The sequence below is a fragment of the Mesorhizobium sp. LSHC420B00 genome (assembly GCF_000503055.1).
GTDB lineage: Bacteria > Pseudomonadota > Alphaproteobacteria > Rhizobiales > Rhizobiaceae > Mesorhizobium.
Genome location: NZ_AYVY01000033.1, coordinates 55,234 through 77,480, shown reverse-complemented (window position 1 = coordinate 77,480; position 22,247 = coordinate 55,234). Strand labels below are relative to the sequence as shown.

Genomic DNA, 22,247 nt, shown 5'->3' with positions numbered 1-22,247 from the left:
TTCCTTCATGATCAGAAGGTCTTCGCCATTGAGCTTGACTTCGGTGCCCGACCACTTGCCGAACAGGATGCGGTCGCCGGCCTTGACGTCCAGCGGGACGAGCTTGCCGGCTTCGTCGCGGGCGCCGGAACCGACGGCGATGATCTCGCCTTCCTGCGGCTTTTCCTTAGCCGTATCGGGGATGATGATCCCGCCGGCGGTCTTCGCTTCGGATTCGACGCGGCGAACGACCACGCGGTCATGCAGCGGCCGGAAATTCGACTTTGCCATTTTTGGATTTCCCTGGTGCGGATGTTGAACGGTTCTCCGTTGCCGGAGCGTGGTTAGCACTCACCAGAAGCGAGTGCTAACGCGGCAGTGAGATAGGCCGTAGGCTCCTGCTAGTCAAGACGGAAGAGGGACGGGCGAAGAGCAAACGAGCGTGGAAGCACCGAGCCCTTTCCGTGAAAGACGTCGGAGATCGGACATGGATGGGGCGGCTCACCATTTGTAACTGAAGGCTTTATTCATTTGGCACGATTGGTGCAGCGGATGATCCGCAAACGTTGCGCGCGACAAATATGAGAGGTGAGCGCCATCAGGACTCTTGCGGTTAACGGGTCCACTCGGTGTTTACGGTGTTGGCCGCCGCGCGGGCGCCAGGACTCCGGCCATCCCGATAGTCACCAATCCAATCTGCGGAGAACAGGAGGCAAGATGAGAGCGACAGTCAGCATGAACTCGAATTTGAAATGTTTGGCCAAAGCAACTGCCATCGCCTTGCTCTGGACGGTCACGGCTACGTCGGCGGACGAAGGTATGTGGATGCCGGGCCAGACTGCGGAAGTGGGCGCGGCCATGCGGCCGTCTGTACGCTGACCCGCTCAACGCGATCGTATCACTGGGCGGATGCTCCGCCTCGTTCGTCAGTCCACAAGGGCTGGTCGCAACCAATCATCACTGCGTGTTCGAATCCATCCAATACCGCAGCAAGGAGGGCCAGGACTATCTCACAGACGGCTTTCTGGCGAAGAGCCCTGGGTGAAGAATTGCCCGCGGCGCCAGGCAGCCGAATCCATGTGATCGAGGACATGCGGGATGTGACCGCCGAAATGCTCAAGGGCGTCTCGGACAAGCTGAATGGGTTTGCCCGCTATGAGCGGCTCGCCACGAACCGCAAGGCCCTGATCGCCGCATGTGAAGGATAGCCCAATCGCCGCTGCGACGTAGGGGCCTATTATGGCGGCGCCTCCTACTATCTCCAGCAGAAGCTCGAAATCGAGGACGTGCGCCTCGTCTATGCGCCCGCGCTCGGCATCGGCAACTTCGGCGGCCAACGGACAACTGGATGTGGCTGCGCCACACGGGCCACTTCGGCTTTTATCGCGCCTATGTCGCTCCTGATGGTTCCTCCCGGCCATATGCGCGCGACAATGTGCCTTACCGGCCGAAGAGTTGGCTACCCATAGCCTGTGAAGGCGTCAAGGAAGGCGACCTTGTGATGGTCGCCGGCTTTCCCGGCGCAACCCACCAGTTCCTGACCGCGGATGAAGTCCGGTTCAACTTCGCGCAATTCGAACCGCGGTTGCAGCGTTCGCTCTCGGATTATCCCGCCCAGATCAATCAGGCAACGGCAGGCAATCGCGAGGCGCAGATCCATTGACCGCCCGCTTCACAAATTGGCTCGGCCTAAAACGCATGGGAAAAGCAGAAAAGGCAACAGATCGGCACCAGAATGAATATGGCCGCGCGAACTGACAGACGCGCCAACAATCGGCATCTCGCATGGTCGGTGGCACTGGACGTGGCTCCCACCCTGCTGGCGCGACTCCCCATCAGGTCGTCGGGGTTTCGCTGGCGAAAAAAACTTCCGCGTGTCTCTGCGCGATCCATCCCGCTTGCGCGTGCCTAGTCAACCAAAAAACTGACCATCTGCAGGATCAGGATCAGCAAAAAAAAGCCAAAGGCAGACGCCAAAACAGCTGCCAGCAGGACGATGCGTTGTTTCTTCACCCACAGTTCCCCGGGAGAGAGTCTAATGATAATCCGTAAAAAAGGCGCCATGGAACAGGGCGCCTCACGCTCATTTGTGCAAGTTTAAAGTTTAGCTTGCCTGCTTTCTGTAATTGGACGTTTCTTTTATGCAACACTTTTCCAAGTGTTACTTGCACAAATCGAACGTATCGCACATTTAGACGAACTGTACATTCGATAGCGACTTTGACGCAACGCGTTTACTGGCGGTATACATCCTTCACCGTTGCCGCAAGGCATTGGCCCAGGCGCGCGGCACCTCCTTCACGACAAAGGTTGAAAGCCCGTCCTCGGGCGTTTCATTTCCAAGATCACTTCGATCAACTCATACGGGCTTCCCGAGCGAGACCGTGGGTTCGGACGGTGCGAATGAATTTCTCGTTATAATCGAATTGATTATAAGGGATATTTCTACGTTGAGTATAAAGGATGTCAAGCCCGCGCCAGCGGCAATTTTGTCCGGGCGACCTCCGTTTCGTCGAGGACATGGTGGCGGAAGCGATAAAGCTTCGCCGGCCGACCGCCCGTGTCAAAAGCACTTTCGCCGGTCTCCTCCACCAGTTCCTGCTGCTCCATCAACCGGCGAAAGTTCTGCTGAAGCGCCCCTGCCGATGTAGTCGCCAACGCCGTCCGCGTCAGCGCATTGCCATCGGCGAGAAGCCAACGACATTGTTGATGACGAACGTAACGATCCGCGGCTTCAGAGAGGAATGCGCGCTTCGTCCAGATGGATGGAGTGGACTGGCAGGTTCCGGGCGGCCGCGCCGTTGAGGATGCAGCATCGAGAGCCGCGCTCGCCGAGGATGACATAGGTCGAGATTCGCGCGCCGGAAGTCTTGCTCCATGTCTCCACGAATCCATTGGCAGGATCCCGGGTTCTTCGCGTGGTCAGGGTCGAGCAGTATCGAACCGTGGTAGTTGAGCTTTGCTCGGTGACGTGGATGCCGTGCAGCTTGCCGGCGACTATTTTCGCATTGGTCCCGTTGTCCTATTCATCTCACAGAGCCAGTCCTGATGTTGAGCAGCTTCGCTGGGCTAAATCCCGACTACGAGCGCCCCGCCGCTGAGTCCCGCACCTGCCGCCGCCAGGAGTATTTTCTCGCCCGGCCGAAACGGCTCCGCTTGATTGGCGAGCGACAGTGAGAGCGGGATCGTCGCGGCGGAAGAGTTGCCATATTCGGCGATCGTTTTGACGATCAGGTGATCGGCAACGCCGAGGTTTCGCCCGACCGCATCGAAAATGCGAGCATTGGCCTGATGCGGCACGAACCGGTCGACATCCTGTGGTCGCACTCCGGCGGCGGCTAGCGCGCTTATCGAGCAATCGGTCATCATCTCGACGGCCTTTGCGAACACTTCGCGGCCGTCGGTCATCGTCATTCGGGTTTGCGCGAGGTCGAGGTCACCGTGGAACGGGATGTTGCTTCCTCCTGCGGGAATCTGGATCAGGCCGTATCGCGAGCCGTCCGAATCCACGGAGGCACCGAGAATCCCCCGACCAGTATCCTCGCACGGACCGATCACGACGGCGCCGGCGGCATCGGCAAACAGCACGGCGCTGGCGCGCTCAGAGGGATTGATGCGGCGGCTGAGGATATTGGCGGCGATAACAAGGCTCGCTTTGCCGTGCAGGCGGGTAAATCCGTCCGCAAACATCAGCGCATAGATGAAGCCGGCGCAGGCGCCGGTCAGATCGACAGCGCCGGCGCGGTCGAGCCCCAGCCGATGTGNAGCGCATAGATGAAGCCGGCGCAGGCGCCGGTCAGATCGACAGCGCCGGCGCGGTCGAGCCCCAGCCGATGTGCGACCAGGGGCGCGCTGGGCGGCAGGAGGTGATCGGGCGTCGAGGTGGCAAGCAGCAGCAGACCGATGTCGTGGCGCGCAATGCCGGCGCTGGCCAGCGCCATGGCGCCGGCCTGCGCAGCAAGACCAGACAGCGTGTCTTCGTCCGTTGCCCAGAAGCGCGACCGGATTCCAGTACGCCGCTCGATCCAGCCCGGTTCGAGGCCGAGATTGTTCTCAATTTCGGCATTCGCCACCTTTCGGCCAGGCGCATGATGGCCAAACCCGAGAAGGCGCGACAACCTGCTCATGGCTTTGAGCCGAAGCGTTCGCCGGCCTCCTCGATCGCGTCATGGAGCCGATCGAGCTCGTCGCCGGTGACGCAATAGGGCGGCAGGAGATAAAGGACATTGCCGAGCGGGCGCACAAGCAGGCCGAGCTCGAGGAAAAAGGCCCGCAGCTTAGGTCCGATCTCGGCCAGATAGCCGGCAGAGCCGGCGCGCAGGTCGAGAGCTAGGATCGTGCCGATCGCGCGGCTGTCGGTGAAGTTGGCATTGTCGCGAAAGCGTCGAAACCCGGCGGCCTGTCTCTCGCTCAAGGCCGCGATCCGCTCGGCCACCGGCTCGTCACGCCAGATCTCGACATTGGCGAGTGCTGCCGCACAGGCAATCGGATTGGCGGTGTAGGAACTCGAGTGGAAAAAAGTCTTCTTCCGATCGTCGGAATAGTGGGCCTGGAAGATGGCATCGGTGGCGAGCGTGGCCGCGAGCGGGATGGTGCCACCGGTCAAGCCTTTCGAGGTGCAAAGGATATCAGGAGAGATCGATGCCTGTTCGCAGGCGAACATGGTTCCGGTGCGTCCCCAGCCGGTCATCACCTCATCGGCGATCAGCAGCGTGCCGGAGGTCTCGGCGATCTTCTTCAATTCGGTGACAACCCAGGCCGGATACATCAGCATGCCGCCGGCGCCAAGCACCAGCGGCTCGACAATCAGGGCGGCGGCGCGCTGGTCGCGGCTGACGGCCTCGAACCGATCCAGTGTTTCCTGCTCGCGCCCGGCGGCCGGGAAGGGAATGGTGTCGACCTCGAACAGCAAGGGTTCGTAGGCGGCGTTAAACACGCCGCGGGCGCCGACGCTCATCGTGCCGATGGTGTCGCCGTGATAGCTGTGCTCCATGACGGCGATGCGCGAGCGCGGAGCGCCGGTGTTGCGGAAATAGCCGAGCGCCATCTTCAGCGCGACTTCGACGGAGGTCGAGCCGCTGTCCGAATAGAACACCCAGTCGAGTCCGGAGGGAGCGAGACCGACAAGCGCCTTGGCCAGGCGTTCGGCCGGTTCGTGCGTGAAGCCAGCGAAGATAATCTGGTCGAGGCTCGACGCGGTCGTCTCGATAGCCTTTATGATGCGCGGATGGCGGTGGCCATGCGTGACGACCCACCAGGATGAGATGGCGTCCAGGATGCGCGCGCCATTGGCTTTGTGGAGATAGGCGCCTTCAGCCAGGACGATTTCAGGGATCGCCGGCTCGAGCGCGTGCTGGGTGAAGGGATGCCACACACGGGATTGCGGCATTATCCGCCTCCGGCAATCAAAGCGAGGTCGAAGCCGGCAATCATCGCTTGTCTCAGCGTTTTGTCCGTCAGCGGATCGAGGTGCGGCAGCCTGCCGAGTTGCGGCACGTCGCCGAATTCCACGATCGTCCGTTGCGTATCGGTCATCTCATCGCCGATGAAGGCGATGCCAGCCAGCGGGATAGCGCGCGCCCGCAGGGCCTCGATCGACAGCAGGGTATGATTGATTGTTCCGAGCGCGGTGCGGGCGCACAGAATGACCGGCAACTGCCATTGCTCGAATATGTCGATGAACCTTGTCCGGCGGTTCAGCGGCACCATCAGCCCGCCGGCGCCTTCGATGACGAGCGGTGTCGGCAGGACCGGAAACGAAAGATCGGCAGCCTCGATCGAAACGTCGTCGATTTCGGCCGAACGATGCGGCGACAGCGGGCTCTTCAAGCGGTAGGCTTCCGGCAGCACGCGCCCCGACGGCAGCCCGGCAAGTCGCGCAACCGCCTCGCTGTCGGTCTCGCCGTCGAGGCCCGATTGCACCGGCTTCCAGTAGAAACCGTCAAGCAGGCCGGCAAGCCCGGCCGAAAACACCGTCTTGCCAATTCCGGTGTCTGTTCCGGTGATGACGATGCGCTTGGTCATGTCGCCTCCGGTCATGTCTGGGCCAACACCTCGACGAGCGCCTCGACCATGGCGGAAATGTCGGCTTCGCCGATATTGAGCGTCAGTGAGATGCGCAGCCGCGACGTGCCCTCGGCTACGGTCGGCGGACGAATGCCGCGTATGTCGAAGCCGCGGCCCTGCAGGCGCGCCGCCACTGCCATGGTGCGCCTGTTCTCGCCGATGACAACTGGCTGGATCTGCGAGCCGCTTGGTATCACGCCGCAGCGATCGGCCAGTTGGCGGCCTGCGAGGGCAACGCGTTCATGCAGCTGAACACGGCGCATAGGCTCGTCGGCGAGCATTGCGAGCGCTTCGCGGGCCGCGACCGCCATCAGCGGCGATGGCGCGGTGGCGTAGATGAATGGCCGGCAACGGTTGATCAGATACTCGCACAGTGTCCTCGGCCCGGTCACGAGCCCACCACATGCGCCGAGCGCCTTGCCGCAGGTGTGGAGCGCGACGATGTTGTCGCGGCCCTCGAAAGCGGCGGCCAGCCCCCGGCCGTCCGGTCCCCAGACGCCGGTGGCATGCGCCTCGTCAACGATGATGAATGCGTTGTGCCGATCGGCAAGCGCGGCCAGGCTCTCCAAAGGCGCGCAGTCGCCATCCATGCTGTAAAGGCTTTCCACTGCAATCCAGACGCATCCCATGCCGCCTTCGGCGCGCCAACGCGTGATCGCATCGTCGACAGCGTTGGCGTCGTTGTGCGCGGCCAGCACGAACTGTGCGCGCCCGGCCTGCGCACCCTCATGCATGCTGGCATGGGCGAGCTCATCGAGGACCAAAAGGTCGCCCTTCTGCGGCAGCGCCGTCAGCAGAGCGAAGTTGGCGATGTAGCCGCTGCCGAAGAACAGCGCGCGGTCGGCTCCAAAGAATGCCGCCGCGTCTGCCTCGAGCTGCTCGTGTTCCGGCGCATTGCCGCGCAACAGCCGCGACCCGGTGGCGCCTACCGGCGTGCCACGCGCAATCGCCGCCGCAACCGCTTCGCCAAGTCTTTTCGAGGCGGCAAGCCCGAGATAGTCGTTCGACGAGAAGTCGCGCCCGGCGCGCGGCTTCAGCGTCCGCAGCCGGTCCTTGCGCGCCAGTCCCTGCAAGGTCGCCTCATAGCGGGCAAGCGGTGCCCCGTTCATTGCGCCTCGAGTTCCATCGGCTCGATGCCAAGGCGCCGGAACAGCAGGGTATCCTTGTCCTCACCGGGATTGTCCGCCGTCAGCAGCGTGTCGCCGACGAAGATCGAGTTGGCGCCGGCAAAAAAGCACAGCGCCTGCATCTCGTCGGTCATGGCCGTACGGCCGGCGGAAAGACGGATATGCGATTTCGGCATCATGATGCGCGCCAGCGCGATCACGCGCACGAATTCGATCGGCTCGATCGGCTTGGCGTCGGCAAGCGGGGTGCCGGGGATCGGGATCAGCATGTTGATCGGAACGCTTTGCGGATGTTCCGGCAGGTTGGCCAGCGTCACCAGCATGCCGATCCGGTCCACCGGCTCCTCGCCCATGCCGACAATGCCGCCGCAGCAGACCTTGATGCCGGATTGGCGAACGTGCTCGAGCGTCTCGAGCCGCTCGGCAAAGCTGCGCGTGCTGATGATCTCGCTGTAGTAGCGTTCCGACGTATCGATGTTGTGGTTGTAATAGTCGAGGCCTGCCTGTTTCAGACGAGCCGCCTGCTCAAGATCGAGCATGCCGAGCGTCATGCAGGTTTCCATGCCCAGCGCCTTGACGCCTTCGACCATCGCCACGACCGCATCCATGTCGCGCGCCTTGGGGTTTCGCCAGGCCGCGCCCATGCAATAGCGGGTTGCGCCGGCGTCACGCGCCTTGGTCGCCTCGGCGACGACGCGCCGGACCTCCATCAGCTTCGACGCCTTCAGGCCGGTCTCGTGATGCGCCGACTGGCTACAATAGCCGCAATCCTCCGGGCATCCGCCCGTCTTGATGCTGAGCAGCCGGCTGAGCTGGACCTTGTTGGGATCGAAATTCTGGCGGTGCACGGTTTGCGCGAGGAAGAGGAGATTGTTGAAGGGGGCATCGTGAAGTGCCTGAGCCTTCTCCAGGGTCCACGCTCCAGGGTCAAGGGATTGAGCCTGTGGCGATGTCTGCGTTGGACTGGCTGTTTGCATGTCCATGCTGTTCCTCCGGTTCTGCCTTGCTTTGCTGTCTGATTGACGACGATCGGAAAGGACATTTGATTCGATCCTGTTCGTCCCTCAGGCAATCATGGGCCCCAATAGTCGAGGCCGATATCCAGGATCGGCGCGCTGTGGGTCAGTCGGCCGACTGAAATCAGATCAACGCCGGTCGCGGCAATCGCTCGCGCTGTATCGGACGCGATCCCGCCAGAAGCCTCGGTGATAGCACGGCCGCCAACGATTGCGACGGCCCGGCGAAGATCGGCGAGGGACATGTTGTCGAGCAGAACCGCATCGGGAGCGAAGCCAAGTACCTCCTCCAACTGGGCCAGCGTATCGACCTCGACTTCGATCTTGACGAGATGACCGGCCCGTCTTCGTGCTCGCTCGAGCGCCGGGCGAACGCCGCCTGCGATGGCGATGTGGTTGTCCTTGATCAGAATTGCGTCGTCGAGGCCGAAACGGTGATTGGATCCGCCACCCGCGCGCACCGCATACTTTTCGACTGCCCTCAATCCGGGCGTCGTCTTGCGCGTGCAGACGATCTTCGCGCCATATCCACGAACCGCAGCGACGATCGATGCCGTTGCTGTAGCGATGCCGCTCAGATGGCACAAAAAATTGAGTGCCGTCCGTTCGGCTGTGAGAATGGCCCGGGCAGGGCCAACCACTGATGCAATGACCTCTCCATCCATGACATTGCAGCCGTCTGCCCGCTCCACCGAAATTTCGACATCAGGATCAATCAAGCGGAAAGCGAGCATCGCCAGATCGAGGCCGGCGACAACTCCGGACTGGCGCGCCGCCAGCACGGTTCCCGCTTGGTGTGCCTTCGGCACGATGGCCTCCGTGGTCAAGTCGCCGGCTCTGCCAAGGTCTTCAAGAAGAGCTGCCCTTACAAGCGGCTCAAGCATGACCGTGGGAAGCGGTGAGAGCGTCATCACTTTGCCCCTTCGAGGCTTGGCGAGTGTCCGAGTTCCCGCGCAGCGGCCAAGGCGGCTTCGAGGGTGATTTCGGACCGTCGGGCGACAGTCGCATGATGAGGAAAATCTGTCCGGTAATGAGCGCCGCGGCTTTCTTGGCGCAACAGGGCGGCAACCGCGATCATTAGCCCGACAGCCGCCGCATCCGAGGCCGCGTCCTTGCTTTCGGCGAGCGGCAATAAGGCACGTGCGGCTGCTTTCAGACCTTCACCATCCCGGACGATGCCCAGTGCACGCGACAGGAAAACACGCACGGGTATCGGAGCGGGCGATGGGTAAACGTCCGCAACCGCAGGCCTTGTTCTGCGAGCAGGCGTTCCGGCGACACTTTCAGCGACCCAGCGCGCGCACACGACGGCCTCGGTCAAGGAATTGCTGGCGAGCCTGTTGGCGCCATGCAGTCCTGTCGAAGCGACTTCGCCGCAGGCCCACAGCCCCTTGACGGAGGTCCTACCGGAGCCGTCCACGGCAACGCCACCCATGTGGTAGTGTTGGGCCGGACGAATGGGGATGAGATCGCGCGCGGGATTGATGCCGGCTCCACGACAGGCTGATGCGATTGTCGGGAAGTGTCGAGCAAATTCCGGGCCAGGCCGTTGCCGCGCGTCGAGAAAAACACGGTGGCCGTTGGCAAGATGGTTCCAGACGGCGCGCGCCAAGACATCGCGAGGCGCAAGTTCCGCCCCTGGCACGCTCTGGAGAAAAGCCTGGCCGGTTTCGTCGATCAGGGCAGCACCTTCGCCGCGGACGGCCTCGCTGACCAGCGCCATAGGGCGTTCCGGGCCGTCAAGCGCGGTCGGGTGGAACTGGATGAACTCGAGGTCGGCAAAGACAGCTCCAGCGCGGGCCGCAAGCGCCAGGCCCTGTCCGCAACTGCCCGAAGGATTCGTGGTGTCGAGAAACAGTCCCCCGATCCCACCGGTGGCGAGGACGACCTGCCGTGAGCCGAAGAAGACAGGTCCGATCGAACAGCTCGCCCAGACGCCTCGGATCGCATTCTCTCGCACCGCCAGCCGGCGCGCTTCCACGCCCTCCACGACAACAATCGACGGAGTTGAACGCACAGCCGCGATCAGGGCACGCATGATCTCACGCCCGGTGCCGTCACCATGCGCATGAACGATGCGACGTCGGCTATGTGCGGCCTCCAATCCGAGGCACAGTGATCCTTTCGACGTACGGTCGAAGGGAACCCCAAAGCCCGCAAGCCCCTCTATCGCCTTGGGCGCGGCTTGGAGGATGCGGCTCGCCACGTCTGTGTCGCAGAGACCATCCCCGGCGGCAAGCGTATCGGCCAGGTGCAGTGCCGGATCGTCGTCTTCGCCGAAACTTGCAGCCAGACCACCCTGTGCCCAGGTGCTCGAATTGTCAGCTCCCAGCAGCGTCCTGGACAGAAGCAGCACCGGCTCCGGCGCCAGTTGAAGCGCGGTCATCAATCCGGCGATGCCGCCGCCGATGATAATGGGCCGCCCGAAGAAGCTGCGGACATCGGCGCTCAAATTGCCAGCATCCGTTCGACCGCAAGCCGCGCGCGCCCGGCGATCCCGGGTTCGATGGTTACGATATGGTGGTTCTGCTCGAGCGCCATGCGGATGTTGGCAAGCGTGATCCGCTTCATGTGAGGGCACAAATTGCAGGGCCGGATGAACTCGACCTCTGGGTGCGCTAACGCGACGTTGTCGCTCATCGAACATTCCGTCATCAGCACGACACGTGCCGGCCTTTGCCTCTCGACATAGTCGGACATGGCAGCGGTCGAGCCGGAAAAATCTGCTTCAGCCACGACGTCGGGCGGGCATTCGGGATGCGCGAGCACGATCACGCCGGGATGGCTTTCGCGCAACTCGCGGATGTCGGCCGGTGTAAAGCGCTCATGCACCTCGCAATGCCCTTTCCAGGCGATGATCTGCACATCGGTCTGGGCGGCGATATTCTGGGCCAGATATTCGTCCGGCAACATGATCACCTGGGGAACGCCAAGGGATTGGACGACCGCCTTGGCGTTGCCGGATGTACAGCAGATATCCGACTCGGCTTTCACTTCGGCCGACGTGTTGACATAAGTGATGATCGGCACGCCGGGATAACGCTGGCGCATCAAGCGCACGTCTTCTGCCGTGATCGATTCCGCCAACGAACAGCCTGCCCGCAGGTCGGGAATGAGCACCGTCTTTTGCGGATTGAGCAGCTTGGCCGTTTCGGCCATGAAATGTACGCCGGCCAGCACGATGACTTGCGCCTCGATCGTCGCAGCCGTGCGGGCCAGTGCCAAGCTGTCGCCGACGATGTCGGCCACGCAATGGAAGATCTCGGGGGTCTGATAGTTGTGCGCCAGGATGATGGCGTTGCGCTCGCGCTTCAGTGCAATGATCGCCTCGATATCCTCGACGAAAGCCGGCCATTCGATCGGCGGGATCACTCGTCGGACGCGCTCGTAGAGAAACGCGGTCGCAGGCAGCATGGCGCTCATCGACCCCTCCAGCTTATACTCTAGTTGAAAATAACCAGCATATACTTGCTGTGAGTATAAGCGATGTCAACCCCGCGCCAGCGGCAATTTTGTCCCGGCGATGACCCTCTCGTCGAGAACGGCGTGGCGGAACCGGTAAAGCTTCGCTGGCCGGCCGCCGGTCTCCGCGGTTGCCTCTCCGGTCTCTTCGACCAGCTCCTGCTGCTCGATCAGCCGGCGAAAGTTCGGCTTACGCACGAGCCTGCCGGCAAGCGCCTCCACGGTTCGCTGCAGCTGCAAAAGCGTGAAGACCGGCGGCATCAGCTCAAAGACGACCGGCCGGTATTTGATCTTGGAGCGCAGCCGCGCAATGCCGGTCGCCACGATGCGCCGATGATCGGCGACCATAGACTTGCTAGGCACCAGCGGAGGCAGCGTCGCGTCCCGTCCGCTTCCGGCCTCTTGGACCAGGCCTGCTTCGTAGACTAACTCATAGCGTTGAAGCGTGAGTTCCTCGTTCCAAAGGCGGTCGTCGAAGCCGAAGGCTATCGTCGCCCGCTGCCAGCGTTCACGTCGCGTGGCCGCGTCGCTGACGCCGTCTGCCCATTCAATCAGGCGCGGTCGCAGAACGTCCAGCACGACCGGAGGCGTGCCGGAGCGGTGGTCCTCCCATGGAAAATATTCATACCAGCTCTGCCAGCCGCACTTGGGCGAGCCAGCTGCCTGTTCCTTGCGGGTCAATGCGAGATAGCTGATGGAGATGACGCGCTGCTGGCGCTCGGCGCCGATGCGATCCCGATCCGCGAAGGTGTAGAGTTGCTCAATATACCCCAGCGGATGGCCGGTCTGCTGCTCGACCCACCCCCTCAAACCGGATTGCAGCGATCGGTGCTCAAGCGCAAATGGTCCGGAGGGCAGGGTGTCCGCCTGGCCGATGGTGAGGACACAGGGTTCACTGTCGTTTACGGCGACGACAAAGGCGATCAGGTCCACTTTGACTTCGTCGGCCTTGACGGCGGCTCTGTCTTTCCTGGGTCCTTTTGCCTGATCGTCCATGTTCGCGAAAGTGGTTGGCCAGCTAGGGAGCGCCTGAATCGATTAAATGTAAGCGCGCCTGTCCGCACGTCAACACCGCACAGCTGCACGGCCATTTTTAGCTCTTCGCACTTGCACAAAAATGTGGCAAACGCGACACCCGCGGTTGGTAACGTTGGGGAAGGAGGGTCCATTGAGTGCGTTTGGTGACACCAAGGCGATCACACCGCCGGATATTCGTTCGCGCAAAGGTGGGACGCCGCTCGTCTGTCTTACCGCCTACACGACCCCAGTCGCCCGGCTTGTCGATCCCCATTGCGATGTGGTGCTGGTCGGCGACAGCGTCGGCATGGTTCTCCACGGCCTGCCCTCGACGCTCGGTGTGACGCTGGAGATGATGATCATTCACGGCCAGGCCGTGCGCCGTGGCCTCGAGCAGGCGCTGATGGTCGTCGACCTGCCGTTCGGTTCCTTCGAGGAAAGCCCCGAGCAGGCTTTCCGCAATGCCGCGCGCGTCATGGCCGAGACCGGCTGCGCGGCCGTCAAGCTCGAAGACGGCGAAACGATGGCAGAGACGATCGGCTTCCTCGCCGCGCGCGGCGTGCCGGTCATGGCCCATGTCGGCTTGACGCCGCAGTCGATCAACACCATCGGTGGCTACCGCGTGCAGGGCAGAGGCGGGGATGCCGAGCGCATCAGGCGCGACGCGCTTGCGGTGAGCGAAGCGGGCGCCTTTGCGGTCGTGCTGGAGAAGGTTCCCGAGGCGCTCGCCCGCCGGATCACCGGGGAGGTGGCGACCCCGACCATTGGCATCGGTGCCTCGGCCGCCTGTGACGGCCAGATTCTCGTCGTCGACGACATGCTGGGCCTCTTCGGCGACTTCCGACCCAAATTCGTCAAGCGCTATGCTGAACTGGGGGAGGCCGCTGCGGCTGCGATCGCGGCCTATGCGCGGGAAGTGAAGGAGCGCCAGTTTCCGGCCGCCGAGCACGTGTTTGCCGATGCGCCCAAGCCCGCCGACGGGGACGCCACCAAGAGCGGAGAAGCAGCGTGAGCGTGCCGATTGTCAGGAGCGTTGCCCAGCTTCGCCAAATCGTCGCCGCATGGCGCCGCGAGGGCGTGAGGATTGCCGTCGTGCCAACGATGGGCGTCCTGCATGAGGGCCATCTCAGCCTGGTGCGCGCGGCACTCGTGAAGGCCGACCGGGTGATCGTGACGCTCTTCGTCAACCCGAAGCAATTCAACAGCCAGGCCGATCTCGCCGCGTATCCGAGCACCGAGGACGAGGATGCCGCCAAGCTGGCACCGCTTGGCGCGCACCTGCTTTATGCGCCGGACGCAGAGGAGATGTATCCGGCGGCCTTCGCCACGACCGTTTCGGTGTCCGGTGTCAGCGAGGGCCTGTGCGGTGCCTTCCGGCCGGGACATTTCGATGGCGTGGCGACCGTCGTCGCCAAGCTCTTCCTGCAGACCAGCGCTGACTTCGGCTTCTTTGGCGAAAAGGACTTTCAGCAGCTTCAGCTAGTCAGGCGTATGGCCCGGGACCTGGATATTCCAATCACCATTGTTCCTTGTCCGACAGTCCGCGAAGCCGACGGTCTTGCACTATCATCGCGCAATGTCCGGCTCTCGCAAGCAGAGCGTGCTGTTGCCCCCGAGCTATCATCGGTCTTGCTCGAGACGGCTGAGCGGCTTGCCCGCGGCTCGCCCGTCCTGCCAACGCTTGCCGAAGCGCGCGCAGCAATTCTGGCTGCGGGCTATCGCGAGGTCGAATACCTGGAACTTCGCGACGAGGCAGATCTGCGACCCATGACAAGCCTTGACCGACCTGCACGCTTGCTTGTCGCGGCCTGGCTCGGCGGCACACGGCTCATAGACAACGTCAGAATATCACGGGTTTCAACAGATTAACGGGGTTCTCGGCACGCGCTGTATCCGTCCGGGATCGTTTAAAACAAGGTCTCTGCCTGGCATCGAGCGATCACGGAGGTTACGCAAAGCGCAAATGCATCGCGTGTTTGAGAACTTCGTCGAGCAACTGTCTGCAAGTGTTGATGCTGCCGATCTCCGTGAGGCAATGGCATCCGCTGCAGCCGGCTTCGATTTTCCGCTATTCGCCTATTTCACTTACCCGTCGGCCCCCGGCGACGCCCCGCAATTGATCTCAAACTATCCTTCATCCTGGACATCACGTTATCTGCAACAGCGGTACCACAGTCTTGATCCGGTCATCCTGCGCGGGCTNCGCGGGCTGCAAGGCTGGGATACCTTCGATTGGGGTGTGGATCGCGCTCGGCACTGTCTGCCGAATTCGCAGCAACAAATTCTGGAGAGTGCGGCTGAGTTTGGCATCCGCGGCGGCCTGACGATATCCATGCATGATCATCGCGGCCGGTTTGCTGCCCTGACCTTTGCTTCCGACGAGTCCCGCCCGCCTCTGTTGCGGTCACTGACACGTTACGAAAAAGCATTGCAGCTGGTGGCCATCAACTTTCATATCCATGTCCGGCGCAGGCTCGCCGACGATCGCGTGGTGGATGGTGTAACGCTCACCCCGCGGGAGTTCGAGTGCCTGAAATGGGCGGCGCGCGGCAAGTCGGCTTGGGTTATCAGCCAGCTTCTCGGCGTCTCAAAGCGCACCGTGACCTTTCATCTGGAAAACGCCAAGGCAAAGCTTGGCGTTCGAACGATCAACCAGGCCGTTGCACGACTGGCTGCCTCCGGCCAGGCGAGATCCTGATTCGTCGGCCACGATAGCTGTAAACCTCTACAGGCTGCATCGCTGCCGGCTTTGCCCTTCGATGGCGGGAACACATTCCCGCACGGAGGCGACCATGATGCAGCTGATAACACCAGACCTTTACGACGAGTTCGCAAGCGAGCTCAAAGAGATGCACGGGCTGAGGTTTCGGGTGTTCAAGGAAAGGCTCGATTGGGAAGTTGATACCGAAGACCAGATGGAAACAGACCCGTTTGATGGTCTGAAGCCTGTCTATCTGCTCCTCAAGGGATCCGACTGGCGAATTCGCGGTTGCGTGCGTCTTTTGCCCAGCACCGGACCCACAATGTTGCGCGACACGTTCCCGGTGCTGCTGGGTGCTGACGTCGTGCCCTCGACCTCCGACGTATGGGAGAGCAGTCGTTTCGCGCTCGATCTTCCTCCGTCGGCGCCCAAGGCAGCGGGCGGACTGGCCCAGGCAACCTACGAGCTCTTCGCGGGCATGATCGAGTTCGGCTTGGCCAAGGATCTGACCCGGATAGTAACGGTGACGGACACGCGCATGGAACGGATCCTTCGCCTCGCGACGTGGCCATTGTCGCGCATCGGACAACCCAAGTCCGTCGGCAAAACGGAGGCGGTGGCCGGGTTTCTCGAGATTTCCCGCGCGAGCCTTTTGCGCATCCGCAGCAGGGGACGTCTGAGCGGACCGGTACTGTGGCAACCGGTTCTAGGCCCGTCGGCATTGTGGACACCTGAGCCGTGAAGGATGCTGGTCTGCCCAAGGAAGCGACGGTCGGTCTTGTATGCTGGCCGGACTGGCGTCGTCACGAAGCTTACCACTACGCCAGACGATTGCCACGCACTGCCTGGGCCTGGGAGTTTCTTCGGCGCAATCCACAATTCCAGCGCGACCACGCCAAAATGGCACCGTCCGCCTGCATTGTCGGAGCTCAGGCCGACATGAAGATAATCGAGTTGACGACAGGATCATCTTTCCTAAGACAATGGAGCCTCCTTTTTCGCGGACGCGCCACAGTCGGACGCTACGTCGGCAAGGGTCTTTTGGGATCCGCGCGACTGCGCCCGTATTCTACGAGCGGCCGCGGAGCCGGTTGGGCTCGACCACGATTTTGAACCGCTTGATCTCCCTTCGCTCTCATGCTGCAAGGACATCCTGCTGACACCTGCCGGCGTGCAGCACGTGCTGCTGAGGGAGGACTGCCGGAGTCTGCAGATCGCCCTTTCCGGTGCATCCGTTCTCCGCCCGTTGCGGCTATATGTCGACGCGATCGTGCAGCCGCAGCACCTGAAGTTCCATGTCGCTGCCCTTCAGTTCCTGAACGACATCAATGGTTGCGGCCGCCTGGCAGCTGCTTGCTTTCCGCCGGAACCCCGCGGAGCGCGTCTGCGTATCGTGCTCCAGGCTTTGGATGGCTCGCTTGCGGGAGCATCTCATCAGGAGATCGCCATTGCCCTGTTCGGGAGACGCCGTGTCGAAGAAGATTGGTCTCATCCAGGTAGCCATCTTCGCGATCAGGTGCGTCGCGCCATCCAACGTGGCCGCTACCTGATGGGCGGCGGCTATAGACAGTTCCTGATGTAATTCGGGTGACAGCTTGGTGATTGTCTTATTCGAAAACGCGCAGGCATCAATCTCCATTTCTCACTGCTATTGTGCCTTGTACAAGACGTGACACGCGCCTAGTTCTTCCGCAGCGGGAATCGGGTTTGAGTAATACGGACGAAGCACTGAGAACCAACGTTTTCGTGATAGTGCATTCATGCCCCGAGAATCCTGATGACGTTTCGAACCCCGACAAAGCCGGCGCTGACTGAAACGGTCGCTGAACGTGCTCTGTGGCCTGCGCCGCCTGACTCTCGGTTTCGGCCATGCCGACCAACAGCGTATTGATAGGCCATCGCGGGCTAAACTCTACCGGCGAAAGCCGCGTCAACAGCGGCAGGCATTAAACTTGATCCGCGGCGACGATGATTATGATCAACGTGACGAACACGTGAATCATGCCGACGGCGCCGACGCTGCCGATGATGATGATGCCGATCATGCGTCGCTGATGCTGCCTAACTACAGTGCTTGTGATCATGCCGATCACCGCGTGATCACGAGCGGCGGCGCTTCGTGTCAGGTGCGTAGCCGGGATGGTCGCGCATGGCCGATTGTTCCTTCGTGCCGCGGGGTGTGGGCTTGCGTTCGGTCATGAGGGCGTCAGGCGCAACGAGAAGTTTAGATCAGGGGCTCATCCATGGGGTGGATGATAGTTATCCCTACAATCAATTGTACCAATATTACCGAATACTACTACAAGATCCCCAATGAAAGCGGCCGGATGGGTATCCGTCTCGCGTGGGCTGAAGCTGCCGGCAAGAATGGGAAGACGAACATGTGCGGGATTGTTGGCATCGTTGGGCAACAGCCGGTGTCGGATCGGTTGGTCGACGCATTGAAGCGTTTGGAATATCGCGGCTATGATTCCGCCGGCGTTGCGACGATCACCGAAGGTGCCTTGCACCGCCGGCGCGCCGAGGGCAAGCTCGTCAATCTCGAGAGGAGACTGAAGGAAGAGCCGCTGAGCGGCAACATCGGCATCGGCCACACGCGTTGGGCAACCCATGGGGCCTCGACGGAACGCAATGCGCACCCGCACTTTACCGACGGTGTCGCCGTCGTCCATAACGGGATCATCGAGAATTTCACCGAGCTGAAGGACGAATTGGCGGCGGCTGGCGCCGAGTTCCAGACTGACACCGACACCGAGGTCGTCGCGCATCTCTTGGCAAGACACCGCCGGGAGGGCATGAGGCGGCAAGAGGCGATGCGTGCCATGCTGAAACGCGTCAGGGGCGCCTATGCGCTTGCCGTCCTCTTCGAAGATGATCCGTCGACCATCATGGCGGCGCGCAACGGACCACCGCTGGCGATCGGTCACGGCGACGGCGAGATGTTCCTGGGCTCCGACGCGATCGCGCTCGCTCCCTTCACCAATGAAATTACCTATCTCATCGACGGCGACTGGGCCGTTGTCGGCAATTCGGGCGCCCATATCTTCGATTTCGACGGCCATCCCGTCGAGCGTCCGCGCCATACCTCCANGGCGACTGGGCCGTTGTCGGCAATTCGGGCGCCCATATCTTCGATTTCGACGGCCATCCCGTCGAGCGTCCGCGCCATACCTCCACGGCCGCGACCGATCTGGCCAACAAGGGCAGCCATCGCCACTTCATGGAAAAGGAAATCTACGAGCAGCCCGAAGTCATCGCCCATGCTCTCCGTCACTATAGCAACATCATAGAAAATCGCGCCGACACGGTTTCTGGCATCGATTTCGCCAGGATCCCGAGCTTGGCGATCTCGGCCTGCGGGACCGCCTATCTCGCCGGACTGATCGGAAAATACTGGTTCGAGCGCTATGCGCGCCTGACGGTTGAAATCGACGTTGCGTCCGAATTCCGTTACCGCGAGATCCCGTTGTCGCCGCAGTCCGCGGCTCTTTTCATTTCGCAGTCCGGCGAAACCGCTGATACGCTCGCATCGTTGAGGTACTGCAAGGAGCGTGGGCTGAAAATTGGCGCTATCGTCAATGCCTGCGAATCGACCATCGCTCGGGAGGCCGATGCGGTCTTCCCGATCCTTGCCGGACCGGAGATTGGCGTCGCCTCCACCAAGGCGTTTACCTGCCAGCTTGCGGTTCTAGCCGCACTCGCCATCGGCGCCGCCAGAGCCCGCGGGACCGTAACCGAAGACGAGCTGCAGGCGCTCGTCAGGAGCCTCGCCGAAGTGCCGCGCGTCATGGGCCAGGTACTCAACAGCATCCAGCCGGAGATCGAGTTCCTGTCGCGCGAACTGTCAAAGTGTCGTGACGTCCTGTATCTCGGCCGTGGCACCAGTTTCCCGCTAGCGATGGAAGGTGCGCTGAAGCTCAAGGAGATTTCCTACATCCATGCCGAGGGCTATGCGGCGGGTGAATTGAAGCACGGTCCGATCGCATTGATCGACGACAACATGCCAGTGATCGTCATCGCGCCCCATGATCGCTTTTTCGACAAGACCGTCTCCAACATGCAGGAAGTGGCTGCCCGTGGAGGGCGGATTATCCTCATCACCGACGAAAAAGGGGCAGCCGCATCGAAACTCAACACCATGCACACGCTCGTGTTGCCGGCTGTCGACGAGATTATCGCGCCGATGATCTTCTCGCTGCCGATACAGCTTCTTGCCTACCACACGGCGCTCTTCATGGGCACAGACGTAGACCAGCCGCGCAATCTCGCAAAATCGGTCACGGTCGAGTGATTGTGAACCTTTATAGGTGGCGATGCTTGTCCATCTTCGCTGCATCGGCGGTGGAAATTGGTCGAAGGTATCAGCGTCCGCGAGGCTGGGTGGACGGTGCCGCGAATAGCCACTGGAGGCGTCAGTGAGAGTTCGAGTTGCTGTTCAAGAAAGCCATCGGGGAGAATGAGTCGTGTAGGATCGCAGGTCGAATGCGCTACAGCCGATCAGGCCATCTCATGGCGGGCAGGTTCTTAGAACTTGATCAGTAGCAGGTGAGCCGCCATATTCCGACCCGGCTGCCAATTTCAAGTGGCCCATTCCATGGATGAGGCCGGTCCGGCCGAATGGACGTCCATTTTTTTGATTTGCTGGGTGTGCGCCAGGGTCGGGGAGGAAATCTCCCGATTTGTCAGGCGCTCCCATCTTCTTGGAGATGTTTATGAAGGATTCGCGCATTCCCGAGCCAGTCTTGACGGCTATGTCGCAGGGGACCCACATCATCCGCGCTTATCGTGAGCACCTTGGGTATTCAATCGAGGACGTCGCGGTCGCGTGCGGGCTTGCCGCTCAGGAAATCCAAAACATCGAGCGGGGTCTAAAGTACAATAAGGGCTATCGGAATCGGATAGCGAGATCGCTGTCCATACCTGTGGGAATTCTTGAGGCAGAGTCGGACATATCGGACGCCGCCTGATCAGTCGGATAATCTGCAATGGGTGGAAGACCGCTCTTGTGATGTGACGTTTGCGGCTGATAGTCGTCGCTTGATTCCGTTGGACGCGAATGCCTTCTGGCGCAGTACCGCCAAGAGAATTCTCGTCCACTGTCCGAGTCAGGAACTGCACACGGGCTCGCCGAACAGGAAGTTGGAACGCTTCGTCATGCTGTCTTAGGCGATATAGCCGCCCGGAGTGCTGCGACACGTGCACGATAGCATTGGCTCGCGAGGATGGATTGCTAACGGCGAACCCATGCTGGTCGGCAAGGCGATACTGGCTGGAGCATCAACTCGGCCGACGAGAGTGGCCCCCCATCCTAGGCAGGATCGGCCGACATGGCCGGCATCGCGAGCCGCTCTGAAAAGAGCACAGCGGGCATCCAGACGCTGCCGGGTTGACTATGGGTGTCGGAACCGCAAAAAGGGGCCGCTCTTCATGAGTGGCGTGCGCCGGCAGTCCAACCCCAAGCCCCCCGCCAGGCTGCCGGCGCGCTTCTAGCCGCCTTGATGCACGGCGATAAGCTTTTGACGGCCTGAAGCGACATTGTGGTCGCCGTTGCGGTGCTTTTCCACGCGCCTCGTCAGGCGCCGGGATTGCTCCGTCGTGATGGCAGGCGAGGGTTTGCAGGTTGCGGTCGACGGGTTCGTTTCGGGGCGTCTGCCCCCATCGTTATGTCGCGAGTTGGGGGATGCGATCGAGGACGATGCGCAGGATGCGCTGGTCGGGGCACGATGTCGGCAGGTGCAGGCGGATTTGCGATTTCATCTCGACCACCCGCGCAGCGATTTTGATGAGGCGCAATCGCAGCGTGTCGAATTGGGCGACGGCAAAGCTCGAGCGCCTCGGCATCGCGGCCCGCAAGCCCCACATCAACCAGTAAGCACCGGCATGCAGGAATAGCCGGAACTGGTTGGCCGTCGCTCTGGTGCAGGATGTGCGGTCGGCGGCAAGATGCGTCTTCCACGTGATGTGGTTCTCGGCCGCGCCGCGCCGGCAGTAGACATCCTCGTAGAGCGCCTTGGCCTTCCCACCGGCAAGGTTGGTGACGACGAAGCGGATATCGCCACCTTGGGCGCCGACCTCGACCCGCGCGATGATGCGCTCGACGCGGCTCCAACTAGCGGCGCCGTCAACGAACTCCTTGAACCTGCGACCTTGCCTGTCTTGGCCAACGCTTCGAAGCGCGCCGTCGTNCTCGACCCGCGCGATGATGCGCTCGACGCGGCTCCAACTAGCGGCGCCGTCAACGAACTCCTTGAACCTGCGGACGCTTGCCTGTCTTGGCCGACGCTTCGAAGCGCGCCGTCGTGCTGGCCTCCAGATCCGCGACATGCTTGCGCAGGGTCGTGGTGGGCGAGGCCAAAGATGAAGTCGACGTCGTTGGCGCGGCACCAGTCGATGACCTGCGGGTTGCAATAATGGCTATCGCCGCGGAGCAGGATTCGAATGTTCGGCCAGTTGATCCGGATCGCCCGCACCAGACGGTGCAGGTGGGGGCGGATCTCAGCCCCACTCGGCCGCTTGGCCGGTCGCAGGATCGCGCTGACGAACCGNCATCCTGGGCCATCTTGAAGACCGGATCGCGGCGCAGCCGGTTGGCGTCGTTGCCGTCCTCGTAGCCGGCGGCGATCATCTTCATGCGAAAGCCGATCATGTCCGCCAGGCTGTGGACGACCTGGTCCGGGCAGCGCGGATCGTCGATGCAACGCGCCAGACGCTCGGCCACCCGCAACCGCTTTTCCACCTCGGCCAAGGCCAGAACGCCGCTGTTGGACGACAGCATGCCGCCGTCGAAACGGGCGACGACGGACCTGCCGCCGACTGATGACAAACCGCTCAGCGGCAGCGCAAGATCGTTCATGGTGGGTGTGGTCTCCGGGAAATGGT

Annotated in this window: 17 protein-coding genes and 4 pseudogenes; 9 read left to right on the top strand and 12 right to left on the bottom strand. The window is 61.9% G+C overall.

Annotated elements, in window-relative coordinates; genetic code table 11:
• Positions 1 to 270, bottom strand: a 270-nt coding sequence (locus tag X760_RS68650) for a co-chaperone GroES (protein ID WP_023722088.1), incomplete at its 3' end; no start/stop codon positions are given.
• A gap of 478 nt (positions 271 to 748) precedes the next feature.
• On the opposite strand from X760_RS68650, the gene X760_RS79215 reads away from it, so the two are divergent.
• Positions 749 to 1,024 carry a S46 family peptidase gene (locus tag X760_RS79215; RefSeq protein WP_348633255.1) on the top strand — a complete coding sequence of 92 codons (276 nt, stop codon included), beginning with the start codon at positions 749 to 751 and terminating at the stop codon, positions 1,022 to 1,024.
• Positions 1,025 to 1,028: 4 nt separating this feature from the next.
• A pseudogene (locus tag X760_RS68645) lies at positions 1,029 to 1,718 on the top strand (S46 family peptidase).
• A gap of 727 nt (positions 1,719 to 2,445) precedes the next feature.
• On the opposite strand, the gene X760_RS76725 reads toward X760_RS68645, so the two are convergent.
• The 10 genes and pseudogenes from X760_RS76725 to X760_RS68600 form a co-directional block, all read right to left on the bottom strand.
• A complete protein-coding gene (locus tag X760_RS76725; protein WP_156948249.1) occupies positions 2,446 to 2,823 on the bottom strand; it encodes a hypothetical protein in 378 nt (125 codons plus the stop codon).
• 225 nt (positions 2,824 to 3,048) lie between these two features.
• A pseudogene (locus X760_RS68640) lies at positions 3,049 to 4,106 on the bottom strand (ketoacyl-ACP synthase III).
• Positions 4,103 to 5,368 carry an adenosylmethionine--8-amino-7-oxononanoate transaminase gene (locus X760_RS68635; protein ID WP_023722080.1) on the bottom strand — a complete coding sequence of 422 codons (1,266 nt, stop codon included), beginning with the start codon at positions 5,366 to 5,368 and terminating at the stop codon, positions 4,103 to 4,105. Before X760_RS68635 ends, X760_RS68640 begins: the two are co-directional and overlap by 4 nt.
• Complete coding sequence (gene bioD, locus X760_RS68630) at positions 5,368 to 6,003, bottom strand: dethiobiotin synthase (protein ID WP_031194973.1); 636 nt, start codon at positions 6,001 to 6,003, stop codon at positions 5,368 to 5,370. The genes X760_RS68635 and bioD overlap by 1 nt, the downstream gene beginning before the upstream one ends.
• Before the next feature lie 11 nt (positions 6,004 to 6,014).
• Entirely contained in the window at positions 6,015 to 7,154 is a 1,140-nt protein-coding gene (locus tag X760_RS68625) for an 8-amino-7-oxononanoate synthase (protein WP_023722078.1), read from the bottom strand.
• Positions 7,151 to 8,149, bottom strand: a complete 999-nt coding sequence (bioB, locus tag X760_RS68620; protein ID WP_036245685.1) for a biotin synthase BioB — start codon at positions 8,147 to 8,149, stop codon at positions 7,151 to 7,153. Before bioB ends, X760_RS68625 begins: the two co-directional genes overlap by 4 nt.
• A gap of 95 nt (positions 8,150 to 8,244) precedes the next feature.
• Positions 8,245 to 9,099, bottom strand: a complete 855-nt coding sequence (gene nadC, locus X760_RS68615) for a carboxylating nicotinate-nucleotide diphosphorylase (protein ID WP_023722076.1) — start codon at positions 9,097 to 9,099, stop codon at positions 8,245 to 8,247.
• The gene (locus X760_RS68610; protein ID WP_023722075.1) at positions 9,099 to 10,640 is read right to left on the bottom strand and encodes an L-aspartate oxidase; all 1,542 of its coding nucleotides are present in this window, start codon (positions 10,638 to 10,640) and stop codon (positions 9,099 to 9,101) included. Before X760_RS68610 ends, nadC begins: the two co-directional genes overlap by 1 nt.
• Entirely contained in the window at positions 10,637 to 11,611 is a 975-nt protein-coding gene (nadA, locus tag X760_RS68605) for a quinolinate synthase NadA (RefSeq protein ID WP_023722074.1), read from the bottom strand. The genes X760_RS68610 and nadA overlap by 4 nt, the downstream gene beginning before the upstream one ends.
• 66 nt (positions 11,612 to 11,677) lie before the next feature.
• Entirely contained in the window at positions 11,678 to 12,646 is a 969-nt protein-coding gene (locus X760_RS68600) for a membrane protein (RefSeq protein WP_023722073.1), read from the bottom strand.
• Between the two features lie 172 nt (positions 12,647 to 12,818).
• Here X760_RS68600 and panB point away from each other — a divergent pair, with 172 nt between their 5' ends.
• The 7 genes and pseudogenes from panB (at position 12,819) to X760_RS68565 (ending at position 20,335) form a co-directional block, all read left to right on the top strand.
• Positions 12,819 to 13,679, top strand: a complete 861-nt coding sequence (panB, locus tag X760_RS68595) for a 3-methyl-2-oxobutanoate hydroxymethyltransferase (protein ID WP_023722072.1) — start codon at positions 12,819 to 12,821, stop codon at positions 13,677 to 13,679.
• On the top strand, positions 13,676 to 14,536 hold the full coding sequence (panC, locus tag X760_RS68590) for a pantoate--beta-alanine ligase (protein WP_023722071.1): 861 nt from the start codon (positions 13,676 to 13,678) through the stop codon (positions 14,534 to 14,536). The genes panB and panC overlap by 4 nt, the downstream gene beginning before the upstream one ends.
• Positions 14,537 to 14,630: 94 nt before the next feature.
• Positions 14,631 to 15,365 carry a LuxR family transcriptional regulator gene (locus X760_RS68585; protein ID WP_023722070.1) on the top strand — a complete coding sequence of 245 codons (735 nt, stop codon included), beginning with the start codon at positions 14,631 to 14,633 and terminating at the stop codon, positions 15,363 to 15,365.
• 94 nt (positions 15,366 to 15,459) lie between these two features.
• Positions 15,460 to 16,110, top strand: a complete 651-nt coding sequence (locus X760_RS68580; protein ID WP_023722069.1) for an acyl-homoserine-lactone synthase — start codon at positions 15,460 to 15,462, stop codon at positions 16,108 to 16,110.
• Positions 16,111 to 16,539: 429 nt separating this feature from the next.
• On the top strand, positions 16,540 to 16,950 hold the full coding sequence (locus X760_RS75480) for a DUF2285 domain-containing protein (RefSeq protein ID WP_084643024.1): 411 nt from the start codon (positions 16,540 to 16,542) through the stop codon (positions 16,948 to 16,950).
• A 799-nt stretch (positions 16,951 to 17,749) separates the two neighbouring features.
• A pseudogene (gene glmS, locus X760_RS68570) lies at positions 17,750 to 19,659 on the top strand (glutamine--fructose-6-phosphate transaminase (isomerizing)).
• Positions 19,660 to 20,074: 415 nt separating this feature from the next.
• On the top strand, positions 20,075 to 20,335 hold the full coding sequence (locus X760_RS68565; RefSeq protein WP_023722064.1) for a helix-turn-helix transcriptional regulator: 261 nt from the start codon (positions 20,075 to 20,077) through the stop codon (positions 20,333 to 20,335).
• Positions 20,336 to 21,038: 703 nt separating this feature from the next.
• On the opposite strand, the pseudogene X760_RS78335 reads toward X760_RS68565, so the two are convergent.
• Positions 21,039 to 22,221, bottom strand: a pseudogene (locus X760_RS78335) (transposase); the annotation flags it as partial.
• Positions 22,222 to 22,247 lie beyond the last annotated feature (26 nt).